Source organism: Ensifer sp. MJa1 (genome assembly GCF_037026475.1).
GTDB lineage: Bacteria > Pseudomonadota > Alphaproteobacteria > Rhizobiales > Rhizobiaceae > Ensifer.
Window position 1 is genome coordinate 54,753 of record NZ_JAKUMO010000006.1, and the last position, 18,796, is coordinate 73,548.

Here is an 18,796-nt window from a genome sequence, read left to right on the forward strand (position 1 = left end):
GCCTGTCGTCGGGCTCCCGAACGATCTGCAACGCCTCGCTCCATCTCGACGATGCGATTGGCGGGACAATGCGGTTGAATTGTGGTCGCAAAGCCATCGGGGCGTGTGTCCCGAGGCGAGCTGTTTCATTATGGCACAGGTCTGTCGCTTCTAACCCCTGAGGGTTAGTTAATTTCACCGCGGGAAGGAGTATCGGTCGACGATCGCCCAGATCTCGCGATTGACCTCCTGCAGCTGCTCGATCACCTCGTTGATGCGCGAGATTTCCGCATCGTTGATCTGCTCGATCTTGCCGTACTTGATCGTGTCCTTGCTGTCGAAGATGGACATCAGTTGCGTGCTCGCCTGGTCGCCGTTTTCATCGAAGGAATAGATGCAGTGACTGTATTTGTTGCGCAGCTTCGCTTGCTTGCCAAGCAGTTGGGTGATCGCCAGGATCTCTTGTCGCTGTGCCGACGGGACCCGGCTCGTCTTGGTCAGGCGCTCAACGAGCTCGATGCGGGCGCGCGTCGTGTTGAGCGTCAGGAAGATGACGATCGCGGTTTCCTTGTCCACCCGGGCAAGACCGGCGATCAGGTAGATCAGCAGGCTCTCCGTATTGGTCCAGGTGTAATTGAGCTGCCCAATGAGAAGTAGGATGTCGTGAAATCTCGCCATGTGCCCCTGCCAGCGTCTGCCATCCGTTGAACTGATTTCGTTAAGCATAGCGCATTCCCGCCGCCAGTAAATTTCTTCCGGCAAGGCGTCGCCCACCCTTTGGTTCCGGCCCTTCTCAAAGTAACCCCTTGGGTGCACCTCGAATTGTGGCGGCGCTAACCCCCCGAGGTTAGCCCGAACTGACAACTTACAATGCGGTTCGGATTTCGACAGACTTGCCTCCGCAATCGGCGAGCAGGACGTGTTCAGGCCTTAAAAGGGCGAGTACTGCAGCAAACAGGAGAATGCCCTTTTTCAGAACCTGATCCGCTGCTCTCCGTCAAAGTGGAGGGAGAGCCAGCCCAAAATTAAATTGATTGCATATTACAGGCATAAGGGCGCCGAGCGCCCCGGAGGAACCAATTTTCATCCAATCCAACCGTAGCCCGCACATGGCCCAAATCCGCGTAAGAGAAGAATGCGGCTCGGCCGTCGCGGCCTCAACTTGAGGTGATTGTTATGAGTAAAGACAAAACCATCCTGTTCCCATGGGATCCGAGCCAGGATCAGAGCCAGGACCAGGATCAGGGCCAAGGCCAGGGTCAAGGCCAGCTGCAGGCAGAGTTGCAGGCCCAGCTCCAAGGTCAGGGTCAAGGCCAGGGACAAGGCCAAGGCCAAGGCCAAGGACAAGATCAGGGACAAGGTCAAGGCCAGGGACAATCGCAATACAGCGAATCCTACAATGGCAACCTGAACGGCAACGGCAACCTGAACGGCAACGGCAACCTGAACGGTAACGGCAACGCCAACCTGAACGGCAACGGTAATGCCAACCTCAACGGCAACGGCAACCTGAATGCCAACGGCAACCTGAATGCCAACTTCAACGAAAACAAGACCGACGTCGACGTCGACGTCGACAGTGAGACGAAAGTCGACGTGGAAGTAGACATCGACCTCGACGGCTACAAGCCGTCCGACGACGACTTCAACGACATCGATCATTCCAAGATCGACGGCATGGCCAGCACGAGCTTCAAGGACATCTTGAATGACTCGCTCAACGGCAACAACAACACTGCGAATGTCTTCAGCCAGAACGCCATCATGTCGGACGACGACAAGGCGGAGGACATCCACAACAGTGGTACGTTGTGGCAGAAGGGCGACGCTTTGGGTGGCACCGCCAAGTCGGGCGACGGCATCAACGTCGGTACTGACGGCGGCAATGGCGGCAGCCATGCCGACGCCGACGGCGGTAAGGGCGGCGATGGCGGGCATACTGTTGGCGGTTTTGCTGGCGGTGGTGACGCCGATGGCGGCAAGGCTGAGAGCGACGCGGATGGCGGCAAGGGCGAAGGTGGTCTCGCAGCCAGCGTTGGCGTCGGCGCAGAAGGCGACAGCGGTAACGCCAATGGCGGCATCGGCGTCGGCGGCAATGGCGGCAACGGCGGTGCAGGTCTCGGTGTCGGCCTCGGCCTCGGCGTTGGCCTGGGTGTCGGCGCAGCAGCCGGTGGCGAAGGTGGCGACAGCGAAGGTGGCGAAGGTGGCGACAGCGGCGACATCGAGAGCGACGAAGCGAAAGCCGAAGACGCTGGTGACGGCGGCGACGCTGGTGGCTTCATCCTGCCGATCATCAATCTCGGCGGCGACGGCGGCGACAATGACGGCGGCAACAGCGTAGCGTTCGGTGAAACCGGCGATGCCGACGGCGGTGACGCTGAGGATGGCGGCGATGGCGGTGGTGCCCTTGGCGCAGGCCTCGGTGCCGGTGCAGGCTTCGGTGCCGGCGCAGGTGTCGGTGGTGATGGCGGTGGCGGCGGCGCTGCTAACGCAAGTGGCGGAACCACTGGTGCGGCCTATGGTGGCGACGGCTACGGTGGCGACGCCTCTGCCGACGGTGAGGGCGGCCTTGCTCTCGCAGGTGCCTGGGCTGGCGATGCAGCGGCCGGCGGCGGCTACGGCGGCGACGCCTATGGCGGCGACGGCGGAAATGGCGGCAATGGCGGCTTCGCAACGAATGGTGACGGTGGTGCAGGCGGAAGCGCCGGCATGTGGGGCTCCTACAATGGTGACGACAGCATCATTGAAGGGCTTTCCTCGGCAACGGCAGACGCCGTTATCGACACCAACGCCTTCAACCAGCAGATCGTTCTCGGCGCGAACCTGCAGGGCAACACCATCGATATGACGGTCGTCGGTGGTGACTACACGACCACTGCAGTTGGCGACGACGACAACTGATCTGTAGCTGACGTCGATACGCATAGTGCGGAATCGGCATTGAACAGGGCTGCGCGGGTCCCCCGCGCAGTCCGTCATGATCCGATGCGCTTAGGGGCACTACCGGCTACAAAAAGGAGGCCCTGATCATGTACTCCGCTAAAATCACCGAAACGATTGCCCATTTTATCGGTCTTTTCCAACTTTCGATCGAAGACGCCCGCATGCGCGAGGCACACGAGAAGTTCGACCCCGACCGGGAGGTTCACAAGGATCCGAAGGCCCTTGAAACCGCGCCCGTCAAGGTGACGGCACCCTACGACCTCGACGACTTCAATCCCGACGTTCCCTACCGGCCGCTCGATACGGACATCTTCATGCCCGAGCCCTACGGGTATGCCGGCTTGCCCTTCCCGGAGTACCCGCTTACGGAAGGCGTGGTGGGTCGCCAGGAAGCCGAGGGCACGACGCACCCCGCGTCGTTCAAATCGTCCTATTTCAGCGCTCCGCAAATTCAGCCGCCCGGATCGGTCGTGGTCTACAGTCAGCAGACCGCCCAGCTTTCGGACAATGACTATGTCAACATGGGCGGGCACGGCCTGAAATCGGCCCTGCACATCGATAGCAGCGCAATAATGGCCGAACTCATCGAAGGCTCGCTGCAGATTTCACCGCTGGGTCTCGAGGATCCCGCAGGCTCTGCCGAAACAATCGCCAGCCTGGTAACGACGACCGCCGCGACGCTGAACGCCTACTCTGCGGGCGGTGAAAGCGAAGCGGAGGGCGAAAGTCAGGTGGGCGGCCTGACCGCCAGCACATCCATCGCGAAGGCCGCAGCGCTTGAAGGCGTTTATGTGAACGGCGAGCTGGTGGAGACCGCGCCCGTCCTCAAGGATCATCTGCCGAACCAGGACGAAACCGAGGAAACGCCGGAACCGGAATTGACGGAGGGGCCGAAGGAGGCCAGTGGTGCCGTTGCTTATGGTGAAGGGGAGGTTAAGGTTTCGGCCACGGTCGAGTTGCAAGCCGGCAGCAATATGCTGATCAACGAGGCTGTCATCACAAGCAACTGGCTGCAGTCGAACGTCCTGGCGGTTGCCGGTGACCATGTTCAGCTCAACGCCATCGTTCAGACCAATACCTACTATGACAGCGATCTGGTAAGCTCCGCGCTTTGCGGCGGAGCAGCGGCGGACAAGGCGACCGAAGCGTTCAACATCGCGTCATTCAAGCACGTCACTTCCACGGAACCGACGAACAACGACACGGGTGTTTTCCCGAAAGCATGGGCCATCACCGAAATCAAGGGTGACCTGATGATGGTGAACTGGCTTCAGCAGTTCACCTTCATGTCCGACAACGACATGGCCATTCTGTCGGCATCGGGCTCGAAGCTTTCGATCATCGCCGGCGACAACACCTCCGCCAATCAGGTGTCGCTGCTTGAACTGGGATACCGCTACGACCTCATTTTCGTCGGTGGCAACGTCTTCGACGCCAACATCATCCATCAGACGAACATCTTGCTCGACAACGATTTCATCGGCGCCGTCGGCGGATTCCAGATGAGCGGCAACGGATCGGTATCGACCGGTGGAAACCTGTTGTGGAACTCTGGCAATATCGTCGAAGCCGGTGGGGCGAGCGTCGTCAACCCGTTGTCGGGAGGATATCTGTCGGCCCTGCAGGACCTGGCTGAAGGCAAGGACCTTTCGTTGAAGGACGTGATGCACGACGCCGCCTTTGCAGGCCTGCTGGGATTGCGTGTGCTCTATATTTCCGGCGATCTCTTGAGCCTCAACTACATCTCGCAGACCAACATCCTCGGTGACAGCGACCAGGTGACACTGGCGATGAACGCGCTGACGGCGCATCCGGATGCCGATTGGACCATTTCGACGGGCTCCAACGCGCTCTTGAACTATGCCGGCATCGTCGATGTCGATACGGGAAAGACGATCTATGCCGGCGGCGGCGTCTATTCGGACGAGGTTCTTATCCAGGCCGAACTGGTCAAGACCGATCCCTTCCTCGGTGGGCAGGATCCGAATGCGCTGGCGAGTGAAGCGGTCGTCTTCCTCGGCGACGGCATGCTTACCCCAGAGACCGGGCAGCAGGCCGAGGATCACGCGTCGCCGAGCCCGGCATCGCACACGATCGATACGGCGAGCTGCGATCCCATGCACAGCATGGTCGCCTGAGCGGAGCGCGGGGGACATCATGACCGACCGCACCAATCCGTCTTGGCAAGCAGAAGATGCGGCCGACGATACGTCTTCTCCGAATACCGTCGACGCGGACCGGGTATCGGAGAAGCCGGATGCGGAGGCTGTACGGCGGCGTTTTCTCCGCAGACTTGACCATCAGGAAAACATTCTGGATCGCGCTGTTAAGGAGATCGACGGGGTGGCAGATCAACTTCGAAGAGCGGCGGCAAACGACGCCAATGAAAACGAGAACGTAGCCAAGCCGACCTGCGTCCCGCCCCCGGGGCCGAGTGCCACGATCACAAGCCTCACACCGGCGGTCACCAACACCAGCCCCCCGGCGGCGACAAACACCGCATCCACAACAGCCATGTCTTCACCTGCGCCGACGGGTGCCACGGAGGCGACAAGCTTTACGCCAAGGTCCTGGCCGCCGAGAGCCGAGCCCCAATCCAGCGTCGAGACGCCCACTAAGAGCGAGGCGCCGGCAAAAATGGAGACCCTGTCTGCGTTGCGCGACCGGATGACCGCGGAGCGGCAGCAGCCTCCAGGCGAGCAAAAGCCGCAACCACGCGGCGAGCGGCCAGTGATCTGGCCAACGGCCGAGATGAAGGAGAAGAGCGCGCCGTCGGGCATGGTCGTGATCGAAGGTGATCGCGGTCCGATCAAGGCCGAGGAGCGGCCAACCGGAAAAGGCGGCGGCGGTGGGTCTTCTAGCGGCAAGGGCAACGGCGGCGGCGGTGGCGGCGGGGCCTTTCACAAGCGCCTCGGCCCGGTCGATTTTTCCGCCAGCCTCAAGGCCGGTCTCAAGGCGATCCGACAGAACCTGATGATCGTGATGATCTTCACGATCGTGACCAATATCCTCGTGCTCGCGATTCCGGTCTATCTGTTCCAGATTTCGGACCGGGTGTTGACCAGCCGCTCGCTCGACACGCTCGTGATGCTGACGGCCCTGATCGTCGGCGCGGTGCTGCTGCAGGCGATCTTTGATGGCATTCGCCGCATGATCCTGATGCGGACAGCGGTCGAGGTTGCCGCCCAGCTCGGGGCTCCTATCCTTAGCGCGGCAGCCAGGGCAGCCCTTCATAGCAACGGGCGAGAGTATCAGACGCTGGGCGATCTGCAGCAGCTCCGTTCCTTCCTGGTTTCAGGCACGCTACTCTCGTTTCTCGATGCCCCGATCGCACCGCTCTTTGTCGTCGCGGTGTTTCTGATCCACCCGCATCTCGGTGCCATCGTCATCACGTCGGCATTTCTGCTTTTGATCGTCACGCTTTTGAATCAGAGAGCGACGGCCTCTGCCTTCGGCGAAGCCACGACGTTCCAGACGAAGGCGAACCTTCACCTTGATTCCATGTCGCGCAACTCGCAGATCATCAATGCGCTGGCGATGATCCCGGAAGCCGTCCACCTCTGGGGCAAGGACATGGCCGGCTCGCTGAAAGCGCAGGTTCTGGCGCAGGACCGCAACATCGCCTTTGCGTCGCTCTCCAAGGCCGTGCGACTGCTCACCCAGGTGACGATGCTCGGTTGGGGCGCCAATCTTGCTCTCCACGGTCACCTGACGGGTGGCATGGTCATCTGCGCCTCGATCATCGCGGGCCGGGCGCTCGGCCCGATCGAAGGCGCGATCGAGGGGTGGAGCCAGGTAATCCAGTCGCGTGCCGCCTACGGGCGCATTTCCTCGCTGCTGCAGACGTCGCCGCTCAACTTCGAGCGGCTGAAACTGCCGCGGCCCGAGGGGCGCCTCGACGTCGAACGCCTGCTCTTTGTCCCGCAAGGTACCAAGCGCGTGGTTCTCAACGGCATCACCTTTGCGCTCGAGCCAGGTGACTCGCTTGCGGTCATCGGCAGTTCCGGTGCTGGCAAGACGACGCTTGGCAAGATGCTCGTCGGCTCCATTCTGCCGACCTCTGGCAACGTCCGGCTCGACCTCATGGACCTGAGGAACTGGGACCAGCGCCAATTCGGCGAAAGCATCGGTTATCTGCCGCAGGATGTGCAGCTTTTCCCCGGAACGATCAAGGCCAACATTGCCCGCATGCGCGAGGATGCAACGGACGCGGAGATCTATGCTGCTGCCAAGCTCGCCGATGTGCACGACATGATCGCCATGCTGCCGCATGGCTATGAGACCTTCGTTGCCGCTGACGGCTCGCCGCTGTCGGGTGGACAAAAGCAGCGCGTGGCGCTTGCCCGTGCCTTCTTCGGCAATCCGCGCATGGTGGTGCTGGATGAGCCGAACTCCAATCTCGACACGTCGGGTGAAGCGGCGCTGACCCGGGCGCTCACGCATGCCAAGCGCGAGAAGATCACGGTCATCACCATCACCCAGCGGCCCGCCCTTCTCAACAGCGTCGACAAGGTTCTGCTCCTGGTGAACGGCACGGTGGCCCTCTTTGGCCACCGACAGGACGTTCTCAAGGCGCTTGCTGCCCGCGGCGTGAACACCGAAGGAAACCCGATCGACCAACCCCAGCTTCCGTAGGCGATGATGACGGACATAGCCAAAGTACATGACCTGACATGGTACGCAGAGGTGCCGCGCTCGATCTGGAGACACACCATGATCGGCATGCTGTTGATGGTGGCGACGCTCGGCGGCTTCGGCCTGTGGGCCTTTACCGCGCCGCTCGCCGCTGCCATCATCGCGCAAGGCAGCTTCGTCGCCACCGGCCAGAACAAGGTGATCCAGCACTTCGAAGGCGGGATCATCAAGGACATCCTGGTCAGCGAGGGCGATCATGTGACCGTCGACCAGCCGCTGGTCCGCCTCGACGAGACGGCGGCGCTTGCTAACGAACGCCAGTTCTTTCTCCGGCGGGCGCGGCTGGAGGCGATCGTCGCCCGCCTCACCGCGCAGACGCACGGTCTGAAAGAGATCGTCTTGCCGGAGATCCTGACCCCGCATCTGAAAAGTGACCCGGAGATCGGCCCGATCGTGCAAAGCCAGCAACTCAGCTTCCAGACCTGGAAAAGCAAGCTGGAAAGCGATCTCGGCTTGCTGAGACGCAACATCGAGAGTCTGGAATTCCGATCGCAAGGCTTCCAGGAGCAGCTGAAATCGGTTCGGGAGCAGCGTCAGCTGCTTCAGGAGGAATATGAAGGCAAAAAGACGCTGCTTGCGAAAGACCTGATCCGCAAGACGGAGATCAAAACCATCCAGCGGGCAATCGCCGACGCTGAAGGTCAGATCGGCAGGCTGATGTCCGAAGTCTCCGAAACGGGCTCCCAGATCCTCAAGCAGGAACAGCAGGTCAACCAGACCGAAGAGAGTTACCGCGAGGCGGCGCAGGACGACTTGCAGAAGGCAGAGGCAGAACTGGACACGGTGCGCGAACAGCTGCGCGGGGCCACCAATGTTCTTCGCCGTGCCACGATCAACGCACCGGTGACCGGTACGGTGATCAGGATGCATTACCACACGTCCGGCGGCGTTATCGAAAGCGGAAAACCGATCATGGAGATCCTGCCGGCTGACGTGCCGCTGATCATCGAGGCCCAGGTGCTACGCACCGAGATCGACAACATCAAGGTCGGCGAAAAGGCAACGGTACGCTTGACCGCACTCAACCAGCGTACGACGCCAGTGCTGAACGGACAGGTTTTCTACGTGTCTGCCGACGCCTTGCCGGTGCAGACCCAGGAAGGGACGCGCGAGGTCTACGTTGCTCGCGTCAGCCTGCCGACAAGCGAGCTTGCAAGGGTTCCTAACCTTGCGGTGACGCCCGGCATGCCGGCCGAAATCCTCATCCAGACGGCGGAGCGGACCTTCTTCGACTACCTCACCAAGCCGATCCGGGACAGCATGGCCCGTGCATTCATGGAGAATTGATCGGGCTTCTCATCCGCGCAACGCCGTGGCCGGCGGCTGTCGGTAGGTAAGGATCGCGGGCAGGGCGGAAAGTGCGGCAGCAAAGGCAAGCAGCACGACCGCCAAACGGATGTCGTCGGGGGCAAAGTCGACCGGAACGTTCACCCCACTGCCATCGGCAACCATCCGGGATATCACGATCGCCGCGCCATAACCGATTGCGAAACCGGTGGAGATGCCCATTGCCACCAGCGCGAAGAGCTGCAGCCAGACGATCGAAAACAGCGCATTGCGCGAAGCACCGAATGCCCGCAGTGCTCCGATCTGCTTGCGCCTTTGTCCGATATGCATGATCGTCACCAGCAACAGGGACGCAGCAATCAGGGCCTGCGATCCGACGGCGACCGCAAACAGCACCCGTTTCGCGTCGCCAAGCGTTGCATAGAGCCGGGTCAGAACCTCGGCCGGGAACACTGCCAGCGTGGCGCCCTGGCGAAACTCCTGCCGCAGCTTGTAGGCGTCGGCGATGGTCCTCGGTTTCACCAGGATTGCCGGCACACCAGGAACCTCAATCCCCCAGCTTTCGTTGATCGGCGCGTTCGGATCGACCGCACCGTGGTCATGTTCGTCCTCTCTCCCACCCTGATGTTCGTCGGCATCATGACGCATTCCATGAATATCCCAGACGGCCTGGATCGGGACGAGGATCGCCCGGTCCCAGGCGGTTCCGGTCGCCTTCAGGCGTCCGACGGCACGATAGGCGAGTTCGCCGTGGGTGTGGCCGCCTTCTCCAGCCGAGCCGTGCATTGGTTTGATGACGTCGCCGAGCTTCAGGGCAACGCTTGCGCCGATCACCGCCTCGCCCTCGCGCGCAAAAAGCTCACCCTCCGCCAGTCCGCCGGAAAGATTGTCGACGAGCGAAGTCGTCGTGCCGACGATCGGATAGCCTGAGAAGGAATCGCCGAAACCAATCGGCGCTGCCCAGGCGACGCGCGGATCGGATGTAAGCCGTGGCAGCACAGTGCCATCGATCAGCGGCAGAGGCGCGGGTTGCAGGAAGACGGAGGAGAGCACGAGCTGGTTTTCGCTGCCAGCTGCGCCGATCACCAGATCGAACTTGTCGGCCGCACGTGCACTGCCAAGCCGCAGCGCGCGCTCCTCAAGCGTCACCGCCACCCCGAGCGCCACGGCGAGCGCGACGATCAGTACGACAACGACAGAGCCGAGCCAGTGCTCGCGCAGATCGGCAAGGATAAAGCGGATCATGCGGCTTTTTCCAGCAAGGCCGTATCCTTCACGATCCGCCCGAGATCGAAGGTGATCCTGCGCTGGAGCCGGTCCGTCAGCCGCGGGTCATGCGACACGACGATCAGGGTGCTTTGTTCCTCCTCCGCCAGTTGCAAAAGCAGGCTGCCGACCGCTTCGCCGCTCTCATGGTCAAGGCTGGCCGTCGGCTCGTCGGCGATGACGACGCCGGGCTTTCGCAGGAGCGCGCGGGCGACGGCAACGCGCTGCATTTCACCGCGCGACATGGTCTCGATCTTTTGGTCCGGCCGCTTCAGCCCCGTTCGGCTCAAGAGTTCATGGGCGCGGGCGACGATCTCGCTCGAAGCCGAGCGCGCAAGCCGTGCCGGCAGCAATATGTTGTCGATGGCGGACAATCCGGCAAACAGATGGAAATCCTGCATGACGAGGCCGACGCTTTCACCGCGCCAGCGGTCGCGGCGGCCTTCCGAGAGCGTCGCGATGTCCGTGCCGCTCCAGTTGATCGCGCCTTGGCGTGGCCGCTCGAGCCCGGTGGCCACGTTGACGAATGTGCTCTTGCCCGAACCGGACGCGCCGGTAATCGCGACACGACCGCCAGCCGGGATCGTCAAGCGATCGATGATCAGGGCCGGCGCAGCGAGCCCGGGAAAAGTAACGGATACATCGACGAGTTCCAGCGACAGCATGGTGTCACGCCGTCCAGTAGCGCGCGCCGCGCAGCCGCAGCCGGCTGAGGAAACCGGTTTCCTCGTCGGTCCAGGAACCGACTTCAAGGGTGCCCGAGACGGCGATACGCACGCCCGGTTGCACAAAAGTCTGGGCCTCGTCGAGATAGACGACGACGATATTGTCGGGCCAGTCGGAATCGGTCGAGCAGAACGGGCAGATCGACATCGGGATTTCCGTCAACACGAAGAACTTCGCTTCCGCTTTCAGTGGCGGTGCCATGAAGCCGCTCATCTCGACGTCACGGCCGTTCAGCGCCTTGACCTTGTCGGAAAACTCCAGGCCGAGCACGCTGATCTTGCCGTAGAGATCGTCGAAGCGCAATTGCGCGGGCGCAGCGAAGGCGGGCCGCGAAAGGACGAGCATCGGCGACAGGCCGATCATGGCCAGGACATTGCGGCGGCCGAGCCCGGACCCGGAAAGGTCGATGCTCATGGCTACACCTCCTTATGCGGCTGAAATTCATGCTCCGGGCGTTGGTCCGCCCGGAGCGATCCCGGTTATGACGGTTACATGTTCTGGTCGTTGCCGAGTGCGAAGGCATCTGCGAGGACGCGATAGACGTCGCTTTCCTCCATGTAGCCCTTGAACTCTTCCGCGCCAGGGCCGGTCGCCTGCAGCACGACGTCATCGACCGCGTGGACGGCGGTGTCGGCGTTGCGCGGCAGGTTGCCTTCACGAAGGACCGCGCCGGGCACGTCCTTGTAGGCCGGGTTGGCTACGTATTCCTTCTTTTCGTTTTCGATCGCCGGCTCGAACGGGCCATCCATCTTCGGACGGAAGGTCTCGTAGTAATCCGGATAGTTGTTGGCGAAGATGGCCAGGCGGCGGCTCACGTCGATCTTGTCGGGGAAGCCGTCGCCATCCTTGTCCTCATAGTTCGGGAAGCCGGCTTCGGCGTAGACGCCGACCTTCTCGCGCATCGCGGTGCCCGCCTTCTCGTCGTCGATCGTGCCGATGATCGAAACGCCGTGCGTGTGGTCGCCGGTAACGACGATCAGCGTATCGGGATGGCTCTTGGCGAACTCGCGGGCCATGCCGACTACCTGGTCGAACTCGATGGTGTCGATGAGGGCGCGTTCCCAATCCATCGGATGCGACATCTTGTCGACAGAAGCGCCTTCCACCATCAGGAAGAAGCCTTCCGGGTTCTTGGAGAGCTGGTCGAGGGCGGCCTTGGTCATGTCTTTCAGGCCCGGCTGGTTCGGGAACTTCTCGACCGTGCCCTTCTTGAGGAACTCGCGGTCAAGGGTCACGTCCATGTTGCCGGTGTGAAACAGGCCGAGGATCTTGCCGGTGTTGCTGCCGGCCGCAGCCGCCAGTTCCGTCTTGTCGGTCGCCAGCGTATAGCCGTCGTCCTTGAAGGACTTGATCAGGTCCTTGTCGTCCTTGCGCTTGGACCCGGGCACATCCTTGGGCAGGAAATAGGCCGAGCCGCCGCCAAGGATGACGTCGGGCTTGGTGTCGAGGAACATCGTGGCAATGTCGGCCTTGTCACCGCGCTTGCGGGTGTGGGCGAAAACGGCGGCAGGCGTTGCGTCCTGCAGTTCGGACGTGGATACGACGCCGATCGATTTCTTCGTCAGGCGACGGACCGCCTCGGCGATGTTTTCGACGCGCGGATCGTCAAGGCTGTCCGGGGTCCGATCGGCGTAAACGCCAAGCGCATTGATCGCCGTCTTGTGGCCGGTCATGTAGGCCGACATCGTGTTGGCGCTGTCGGTGGCAATCGCATTGGTCGAGGACGTGCCGATGAATGCCATATGGTCGAGGTCATCCATGAACAGGCGTCCGTTCGCCTTGCCCTCGGTCATGCCCTTGGACATCAGCCGGGCGCCGGTGCGGTGGGAGACGGAAAGACCGTCGGCGAGCAGGAAGATCACGTTCCTGGCCTTCGGGGTGGCCGATGTTCCGAACACATCCCAGGTGACGGTTTTCGTCTGGTCACCGGCGGTCACTTCCACCTTGTAGGCACCGGCCTTGCTGATCTTGGCGGCGCGCAGAATAACGGCCGAACCCAGGCTCGCGTTGTCCTTGCCCTGTTCGTCGGCCACGAAATCGAAGTCGGCGCCGAGCACCTTCTTGGCGTCCTCGCCGTTGACGGTGACCTTCACATCTTCCTTCTTCACGACACCGTCGAACTCGACCTTGAAGTCGAACGGCGAGCCGACGAGGATCGTCGCACGATCGAGCGGGTAGACGGTGGCTGCGTGAGACACGCCGGCCAGCATGGTGGCAGCGGCAAGAGCGGCTAGAAACTTACGCATGGGATCCTCGCGCGGTTGGGACAGAACGACGGATCGTGATTAACGAGCCGTGGTGACACATGGATGACACGCGGCAAGGTTTGCTTGGGTTCGGATATCGTCGCACGCACTGCATTGGCCGCGCGCCATCGCTCTATAGAACAGGCGCTGGCCCTGGAACGGCTTCAGTTTGCGGCAAAGCAGTAAAAGAGGCCCTCGCCGCCAGTGCCCCTGAAGGCATCGACGGTACAGCCGCCGCGCGTCGCATGGGACGAATTCCAGGACTTCGCCTCGGCAGACTCGTTCAGGCCGGTACGGTCGCTGTGGCCGACGATCGCGGCCCCGTCCGTTCCGCCCATCGTCCAGTTGCCGCAGGTCTCCGGCGCCGCAGTGCCATCGGCTTTCGTGCCGGTCAGGATGTCATGGCGATTGGGCGTGTCGCCGCGGCCGTTGATGACGTCACCCTTCTCGCTCAGGGCCGTCTGCTTCGTCAGGTTGTTCTTGTCGCCGTGAAGCGACGCGACATCATCGGCAATCTTCTCGCCCTTGGCGTTGTACCAGGGGCCATTGCCGATCCGGTCCTTGGCATTTTCCGCATCGGTGGAGAGGTAGGCCTTCCACGTTTTGCCTGTCGACCCGGCGGCGGTTGCCAACTGGCCGCAATAGGCGTCGGCGCCCGCAAGCCCGCCAAGGTCGCCCCCTTTTCCGGGGTTTACGCTGGTGACGAAGAAACTCATGCTGGTGTCTTGCGCATGGGGCGCGCCCGTGCAGGCCAGAACGAATGCGAGAGTTGCAAATCCACGTTTCATTGGTCTCTCTCCCATCAGATGTTGCAAGAGCCTAGCGGTGCTCGTCGATCGAGTAAAATCGAAATGCCGTGATGAAAAAACACTCAGAACGCCTTCAGGCTGGGTCCCTGTTCGCGCCGGTCACGCTGATTGCGAGAAGAAAACCGCTGCGTCGGTGGCGCCGCGTTGCGTTGCCTTAATTGGCATTTAATAAACTTCCGGTTGATATTGCGCCGCGAGCCGCTGCCTGTGTGCGGCGCTTGCAGTTGTCCGGGTGGGGAGCAAGGCGAGTGACTTCGGATATGGATGGGAAGAAACGTGGGATCGGCCGGCGTCTGGTGCTCATGGGTGGTGCGGCGATTGCAGGTGTTGCGGCGGGCCGATTGCTACCGTTTTCGACGAACGACCCAGGCCCGCTCTTCCCCGGTGAAACGGTGAAGCCGTCGGGCGGTGGCACTGTTCTCAACGATGCCAGCGAATTGTCGCCGACCCCGGTTGCAAGACATATGGTGGTGAACGAGACGCCGCAGGATCAGGCGATCGCCACCATTCGATCGGCAATCGCCGAGGCACGCGCTGCCGGCCGCCCCTTCGTCGCCAGCGCTGCCCGTCACTCGATGGGCGGCCAGAGCCTTGCCAGGGAAGGGACGGTGCTGACGCTTGATCAGGAATGGCTGGAAGCGGACAGCAAGGCGCGCACCTATCGCGTCGCTGCCGGAACGCGATGGTCGACGGTCATCAGAAAACTGGATCAGATCGGCTTCTCCCCGGCGGTCATGCAATCCAACAACGATTTTGGCGTCGCCAGCACCTTCTCGGTCAACGCGCATGGCTGGCCGGTACCCTTCAGCGGCTGCGGCGCGACGGTGCGCTCGATCAAGCTCATCACCGCTGGCGGTGATCTGCTGACGTGCTCGCGCACGGAAAATGTCGAGATGTTCGGCCGGACCATGGGTGGATACGGCCTCTTCGGCGTCATTACCGAACTGGAACTCGACATGGTGCCGAACGCCCTGCTCGAGCCGACCTTCACCCATGTCGACGGTCCTGGCCTCGGGCAGCGTTTCGTCGAGGCACTTGCCGCCGATCCGTCCATCCAGATGGCCTATGGCCGCATGGACGTATCGCTCGACCGTTTCTTCGACGACGCGCTCTTGATTACATATCGGCCAGCCGCGGACCAGTCGGACATACCGACAGCCGAGGGGTCCGGGTTCCTCAGCCATGCCGCCCGCGACATCTTCCGGGCACAGGTCGAATCCGATGAGGTCAAGCATCTGCGCTGGTGGACCGAGGCGCGCCTGAACCCGCAGATCGTAGGCAGCGCCTCGCGCAACAGCCTGATGAACGAACCGGTGGTCACGCTCGACGACAAGGACCCGTCGCGCACCGATATCCTGCATGAGTATTTCGTGTCGCCGGCGCGTTTCGCTGAGTTCGTGCAGGCGTGCAAGGACACCATCCCGGCATCCTACCAGCAGCTTCTCAACATCACGCTGCGCTACGTGAACACCGATCATGACAGCGTGCTTGCCTATGCCGGAGAACCGCGCGTTGCGGCGGTCATGCTGTTTTCGCAGGAGAAGACCGTGCGCGGCGAGGCGGACATGGCCCGCATGACCGAGGCGCTGATCGAGCGGGTGCTTTCGATCGGCGGCAGCTACTATCTGCCCTATCGGCCGCATGCGCGGCTCGACCAACTCACCCGCGCCTATCCGCGCGTCGGCGAATTTGCCGCGGCCAAGCGGCAGGTCGATCCTGGACTTTTGTTCCAGAATGGCCTCTGGCAGAACTACATCTCGAAAATCTGAGGAGCCGGCATGTCCAAACTTCGTTTGATTTCAGGCCTTTACGCGCTGGCCCTGCTTGGCGCGGCCGCATTGAACTACATTCCCGGCCTGACGGATGAGCAGGGGCGTGCCTTTGGCATTTTTGCGCTCGATATCTATGACGACGGCCTGCATCTCGCCTCGGCGCTCTGGGCGGCAACGGCTGCTTTCCTGTCGGCGAAGGCAGCGCGCGCTTTCCTGTTTTATTTTGGTCTTCTCTACTTCGGCGACGGTCTGCTCGGCCTGATCACCGGCTCCGGCTTCCTTGATCTCGGTATCATCAACTACGGTGTGCTGGACCTGCCGTTCGGCTTCAAGATCCTGGCGAACCTGCCGCATCTGTTCCTTGGTGGCGTGGCTTTGATATCGAGTTACGTCTTTGCCGGCGAGGCGCGTTGATGCGGCGACTTCTGAAGTATTTCGCCATTGCCATCGGCGCGTTGGCGATTTTCATCGTCATTCTCCTGAGCCCTGCAGCCTATGTGGAGGCCTTCTGCCATGGCGAACCGAAGGCCCAGACTTTCGTTCCCCTGGTCAGTGATCCCGACAAGCGGCGGCAGGAAGCCAATACCTACCTGACCTATCCTGAATGGCACATCGTCTATGCCTATGACGGCCTGGCCGAGGCGCTGAAGCGCGGCGACGAGTACCAGTTCGACTATTGGTCGAGCGTGAAGGATTTCTGGACGAGCGATTGTGCACTGACCGAAATTGCCGACGCGCACGGCGGGGCCGATAGCGCCACACGCATGACGATTGCAACGATCGGGGTCAGCTTCACGCTCGAGATGGGCCTGAAGGCGGCCTACGAGGAAACGATCGGCCGGCTTGCTGCACTTTGGCGTGGCGCTGAAAAATCGCCTCAGGACATCGTCGCGCGCGACATGGCGGCCGACTACGCGGCATTTCTTCGCCAGGTGCCCTGGTACAAGTATCCTTTCCAGACATCTGTCGACGCGCTCTGGGCAGCGCCGGTCGAAGACCCGGTGCGTGGCTGGGAGCGGCGCCTCGCGCTTGGCCTCGAATGGAAGTCGAAGATTGCCTATGCGGGTGCGATCGCGAGCGCTGTGGATGCCGTTGGCCAGGCCAGGCTGACGATCTTTTCCGTCGTCTCGGGGCTTTCGGCAGAGCAGCTCGCCGCGATCCCGGACGTCAGGATCGAAGCCGGCCAGAACGGCAAGTTCCTGATCGAAACGCCACGTTACGACCGCTTCACCCATATCCTCGCCGATATCGCCAGGGCTGGCGGAACGATCGAGGACATCGCCGGAAATGACGATATCATGCTGAGCGCGACACTTGAGACCAGTAGCAACAGTACCCTGCTCGAAAAGGGCGTCGTCATTGCAAGGCTTGATCGGGCCGGCTTTGGCAACGAACGCGTTCTGTTGTCCGTCAAGGTCGGGGACCTCGGCAATATTTTGAGACAGTGGCCGATCGCCGACCCCGGCATCGAGCACGTCTTCGATTACTAACCTGCCCCTCGTTTCACGAAGGATCGGCGGCGTGCCTCACGTGTCGAAAATCGTAAGGAAGGCGGCGGTGGCGACTGCGCTTCTGGCAGGCGTCCTGGTCTTGTACGCCGCGCTCTTTGCCGCAACCGGCGAAGCTCCGGCCGCCCTTGTGCTTCGTCCACCTGCCGGCGCTCCAACGGACCTGCCCGGCGACATCCGAGTGCTGCGCTGGGAGCCGCATTATGCGGTCGTAACGAGCGAGGACCCCGCCTATGTCCGCCGCCTTTACCGGGCCGGGGCGCTTCTGGTGCTGCCGTTCCGAAAGGGCGGGTGTCTCGCCTTCAGGCCAGATCCGGCTGTCTGAGAAAGGTTAAGATGCACGTCGTTCTGCGCTGGTTCATGCGTATCCTGCTCGGCATTGCCGCCCTTTCAGTCTGCGTGCTTGCCGTGTTTTCCGGCCTTTCCACCTGGCGGGAGAGTGTTGCCGCCGGGCGCGAGGGGCAGGCCGGAAGCTACGTCCAGGTCGAAGGCCGCGACATGCACTACATGAGTTGGGGGCTGCGCGGCGGGCCGGTTGTCATCCTTGTGCATGGCACCGTCTCCTGGTCGAAAACCTGGGAACCGGTGGCACAGATGCTGGCGGACCGAGGCTATCGCGTTCTGGCGCCCGATTTTCCGCCCTTTGGCTATTCCGAACGACCTGCCGATGGCGACTATTCGCGGGCAGCGCTCGCGCGCCGCATCATCGGCTTTGCCGATGCCGTCGGGGCGGAGCGCTTCGTGCTGGCGGGCCATTCCTTCGCTGGTGGCGGCACGGTGGAGGCGGCATTCGCACACCCCGGCCGGATCGCCGGGCTCGTGCTTCTCGATGCCGCCTTGCGCCTTTCCGCACCCGATCCGCAACCGCCGCTCGGCCTGTTGATGGAGACGCCCGTCCTTGGCCATGCGATCACGGCCGCGACTTTTACCAACCCTTTGACCACGGGCTACGGCTTGCGCAGCTTCGTGCATGATCCGGCCATCGTGGCACCCGATCTTCTGGCGGTCTACAAGGCACCGTTCGAGGTCGAAGGGGCAACCGCAGCCACAAGGCAGTGGTATCTGACCGGCCTCTTTGGCGACGAGCGTCAGTCGCCGTCTGCCGACCGTGATGAGTACAGGCGCTTTGCTCGGCCGGTGCTTCTGATCTGGGGGCGGCAGGACACGGTCACGCCGCTCGTTCAGGGCGAGGAACTGGCTGCGCTTTTGCCGCAGGCGGAACTGGCCGTTCTGGACAACGTCAATCACATCCCCCAGATCGAAACGCCGGCCGCGACTGCCGAACTGATCGCCGGCTTTGCCGCGCGGGTGTTTTAGGCCGATCGGGCGGAGCCGTCAGCCATTCGCTACGCGCATAGCGCATGGCTGGCTTGCGAAATCTTGCCTACGATTTAGGCGGGATCCTTGTATAGTAAACCCATCGAAGCGATGCACCTCCTCCCGCAGAGCTTCGATATGTGAACGATCTCCTCCTCCCATGATCGTTCATGAGATCAGCGCCACTCCTCCTCCCAGGTTGCTGATCGGTTTTCATGAGAGCCTGCCGCACCTCCTCCCGCGGCGGG

Annotated in this window: 15 protein-coding genes; 9 read left to right on the forward strand and 6 right to left on the reverse strand. The window is 62.1% G+C overall.

Annotated elements, in window-relative coordinates; translation table 11 throughout:
- Positions 1–174: 174 nt before the first annotated feature.
- Positions 175–657 (reverse strand): hypothetical protein, encoded by a 483-nt coding sequence (locus MKZ91_RS10265; protein WP_336170662.1) that lies wholly within the window; start codon positions 655–657, stop codon positions 175–177.
- Between the two features lie 498 nt (positions 658–1,155).
- Here MKZ91_RS10265 and MKZ91_RS10270 point away from each other — a divergent pair, with 498 nt between their 5' ends.
- The 4 genes from MKZ91_RS10270 to MKZ91_RS10285 all read left to right on the forward strand — a co-directional run bounded on the left by MKZ91_RS10270 (position 1,156) and on the right by MKZ91_RS10285 (position 8,904).
- Positions 1,156–2,880 carry a hypothetical protein gene (locus tag MKZ91_RS10270; protein WP_336170664.1) on the forward strand — a complete coding sequence of 575 codons (1,725 nt, stop codon included), beginning with the start codon at positions 1,156–1,158 and terminating at the stop codon, positions 2,878–2,880.
- A gap of 128 nt (positions 2,881–3,008) precedes the next feature.
- Positions 3,009–5,060: a type I secretion protein gene (locus MKZ91_RS10275; RefSeq protein ID WP_336170665.1), complete on the forward strand. Its 2,052-nt coding sequence runs from the start codon at positions 3,009–3,011 to the stop codon at positions 5,058–5,060.
- Positions 5,061–5,232: 172 nt separating this feature from the next.
- Entirely contained in the window at positions 5,233–7,557 is a 2,325-nt protein-coding gene (locus MKZ91_RS10280) for a type I secretion system permease/ATPase (RefSeq protein WP_442892251.1), read from the forward strand.
- Positions 7,558–7,563: 6 nt separating this feature from the next.
- Positions 7,564–8,904, forward strand: coding sequence for an HlyD family type I secretion periplasmic adaptor subunit (locus MKZ91_RS10285; protein ID WP_336170669.1), 1,341 nt, complete (start codon positions 7,564–7,566; stop codon positions 8,902–8,904).
- A gap of 9 nt (positions 8,905–8,913) precedes the next feature.
- On the opposite strand, the gene MKZ91_RS10290 is transcribed toward MKZ91_RS10285, so the two are convergent.
- From MKZ91_RS10290 to MKZ91_RS10310, 5 genes are all read right to left on the reverse strand, one after another.
- Entirely contained in the window at positions 8,914–10,149 is a 1,236-nt protein-coding gene (locus tag MKZ91_RS10290; protein WP_336170670.1) for an ABC transporter permease, read from the reverse strand.
- A complete protein-coding gene (locus MKZ91_RS10295) occupies positions 10,146–10,835 on the reverse strand; it encodes an ABC transporter ATP-binding protein (protein WP_336170673.1) in 690 nt (229 codons plus the stop codon). Before MKZ91_RS10295 ends, MKZ91_RS10290 begins: the two co-directional genes overlap by 4 nt.
- Positions 10,836–10,839: 4 nt before the next feature.
- Complete coding sequence (locus tag MKZ91_RS10300) at positions 10,840–11,310, reverse strand: hypothetical protein (protein ID WP_442892238.1); 471 nt, start codon at positions 11,308–11,310, stop codon at positions 10,840–10,842.
- A gap of 74 nt (positions 11,311–11,384) precedes the next feature.
- Positions 11,385–13,142: an alkaline phosphatase gene (locus MKZ91_RS10305; protein ID WP_336170675.1), complete on the reverse strand. Its 1,758-nt coding sequence runs from the start codon at positions 13,140–13,142 to the stop codon at positions 11,385–11,387.
- 164 nt (positions 13,143–13,306) lie between these two features.
- A complete protein-coding gene (locus tag MKZ91_RS10310) occupies positions 13,307–13,930 on the reverse strand; it encodes a hypothetical protein (RefSeq protein WP_336170676.1) in 624 nt (207 codons plus the stop codon).
- Between the two features lie 269 nt (positions 13,931–14,199).
- On the opposite strand from MKZ91_RS10310, the gene MKZ91_RS10315 reads away from it, so the two are divergent.
- The 5 genes from MKZ91_RS10315 (at position 14,200) to MKZ91_RS10335 (ending at position 18,548) form a co-directional block, all read left to right on the forward strand.
- Positions 14,200–15,720, forward strand: coding sequence for an FAD-binding oxidoreductase (locus MKZ91_RS10315; protein WP_336170678.1), 1,521 nt, complete (start codon positions 14,200–14,202; stop codon positions 15,718–15,720).
- A gap of 9 nt (positions 15,721–15,729) precedes the next feature.
- Positions 15,730–16,137, forward strand: coding sequence for a hypothetical protein (locus MKZ91_RS10320; RefSeq protein ID WP_336170680.1), 408 nt, complete (start codon positions 15,730–15,732; stop codon positions 16,135–16,137).
- Positions 16,137–17,213 carry a hypothetical protein gene (locus MKZ91_RS10325; RefSeq protein ID WP_336170681.1) on the forward strand — a complete coding sequence of 359 codons (1,077 nt, stop codon included), beginning with the start codon at positions 16,137–16,139 and terminating at the stop codon, positions 17,211–17,213. The genes MKZ91_RS10320 and MKZ91_RS10325 overlap by 1 nt, the downstream gene beginning before the upstream one ends.
- 67 nt (positions 17,214–17,280) lie before the next feature.
- Complete coding sequence (locus tag MKZ91_RS10330) at positions 17,281–17,556, forward strand: hypothetical protein (protein ID WP_336170682.1); 276 nt, start codon at positions 17,281–17,283, stop codon at positions 17,554–17,556.
- 11 nt (positions 17,557–17,567) lie between these two features.
- The gene (locus MKZ91_RS10335) at positions 17,568–18,548 is read left to right on the forward strand and encodes an alpha/beta fold hydrolase (protein ID WP_336170684.1); all 981 of its coding nucleotides are present in this window, start codon (positions 17,568–17,570) and stop codon (positions 18,546–18,548) included.
- Positions 18,549–18,796: the final 248 nt, after the last annotated feature.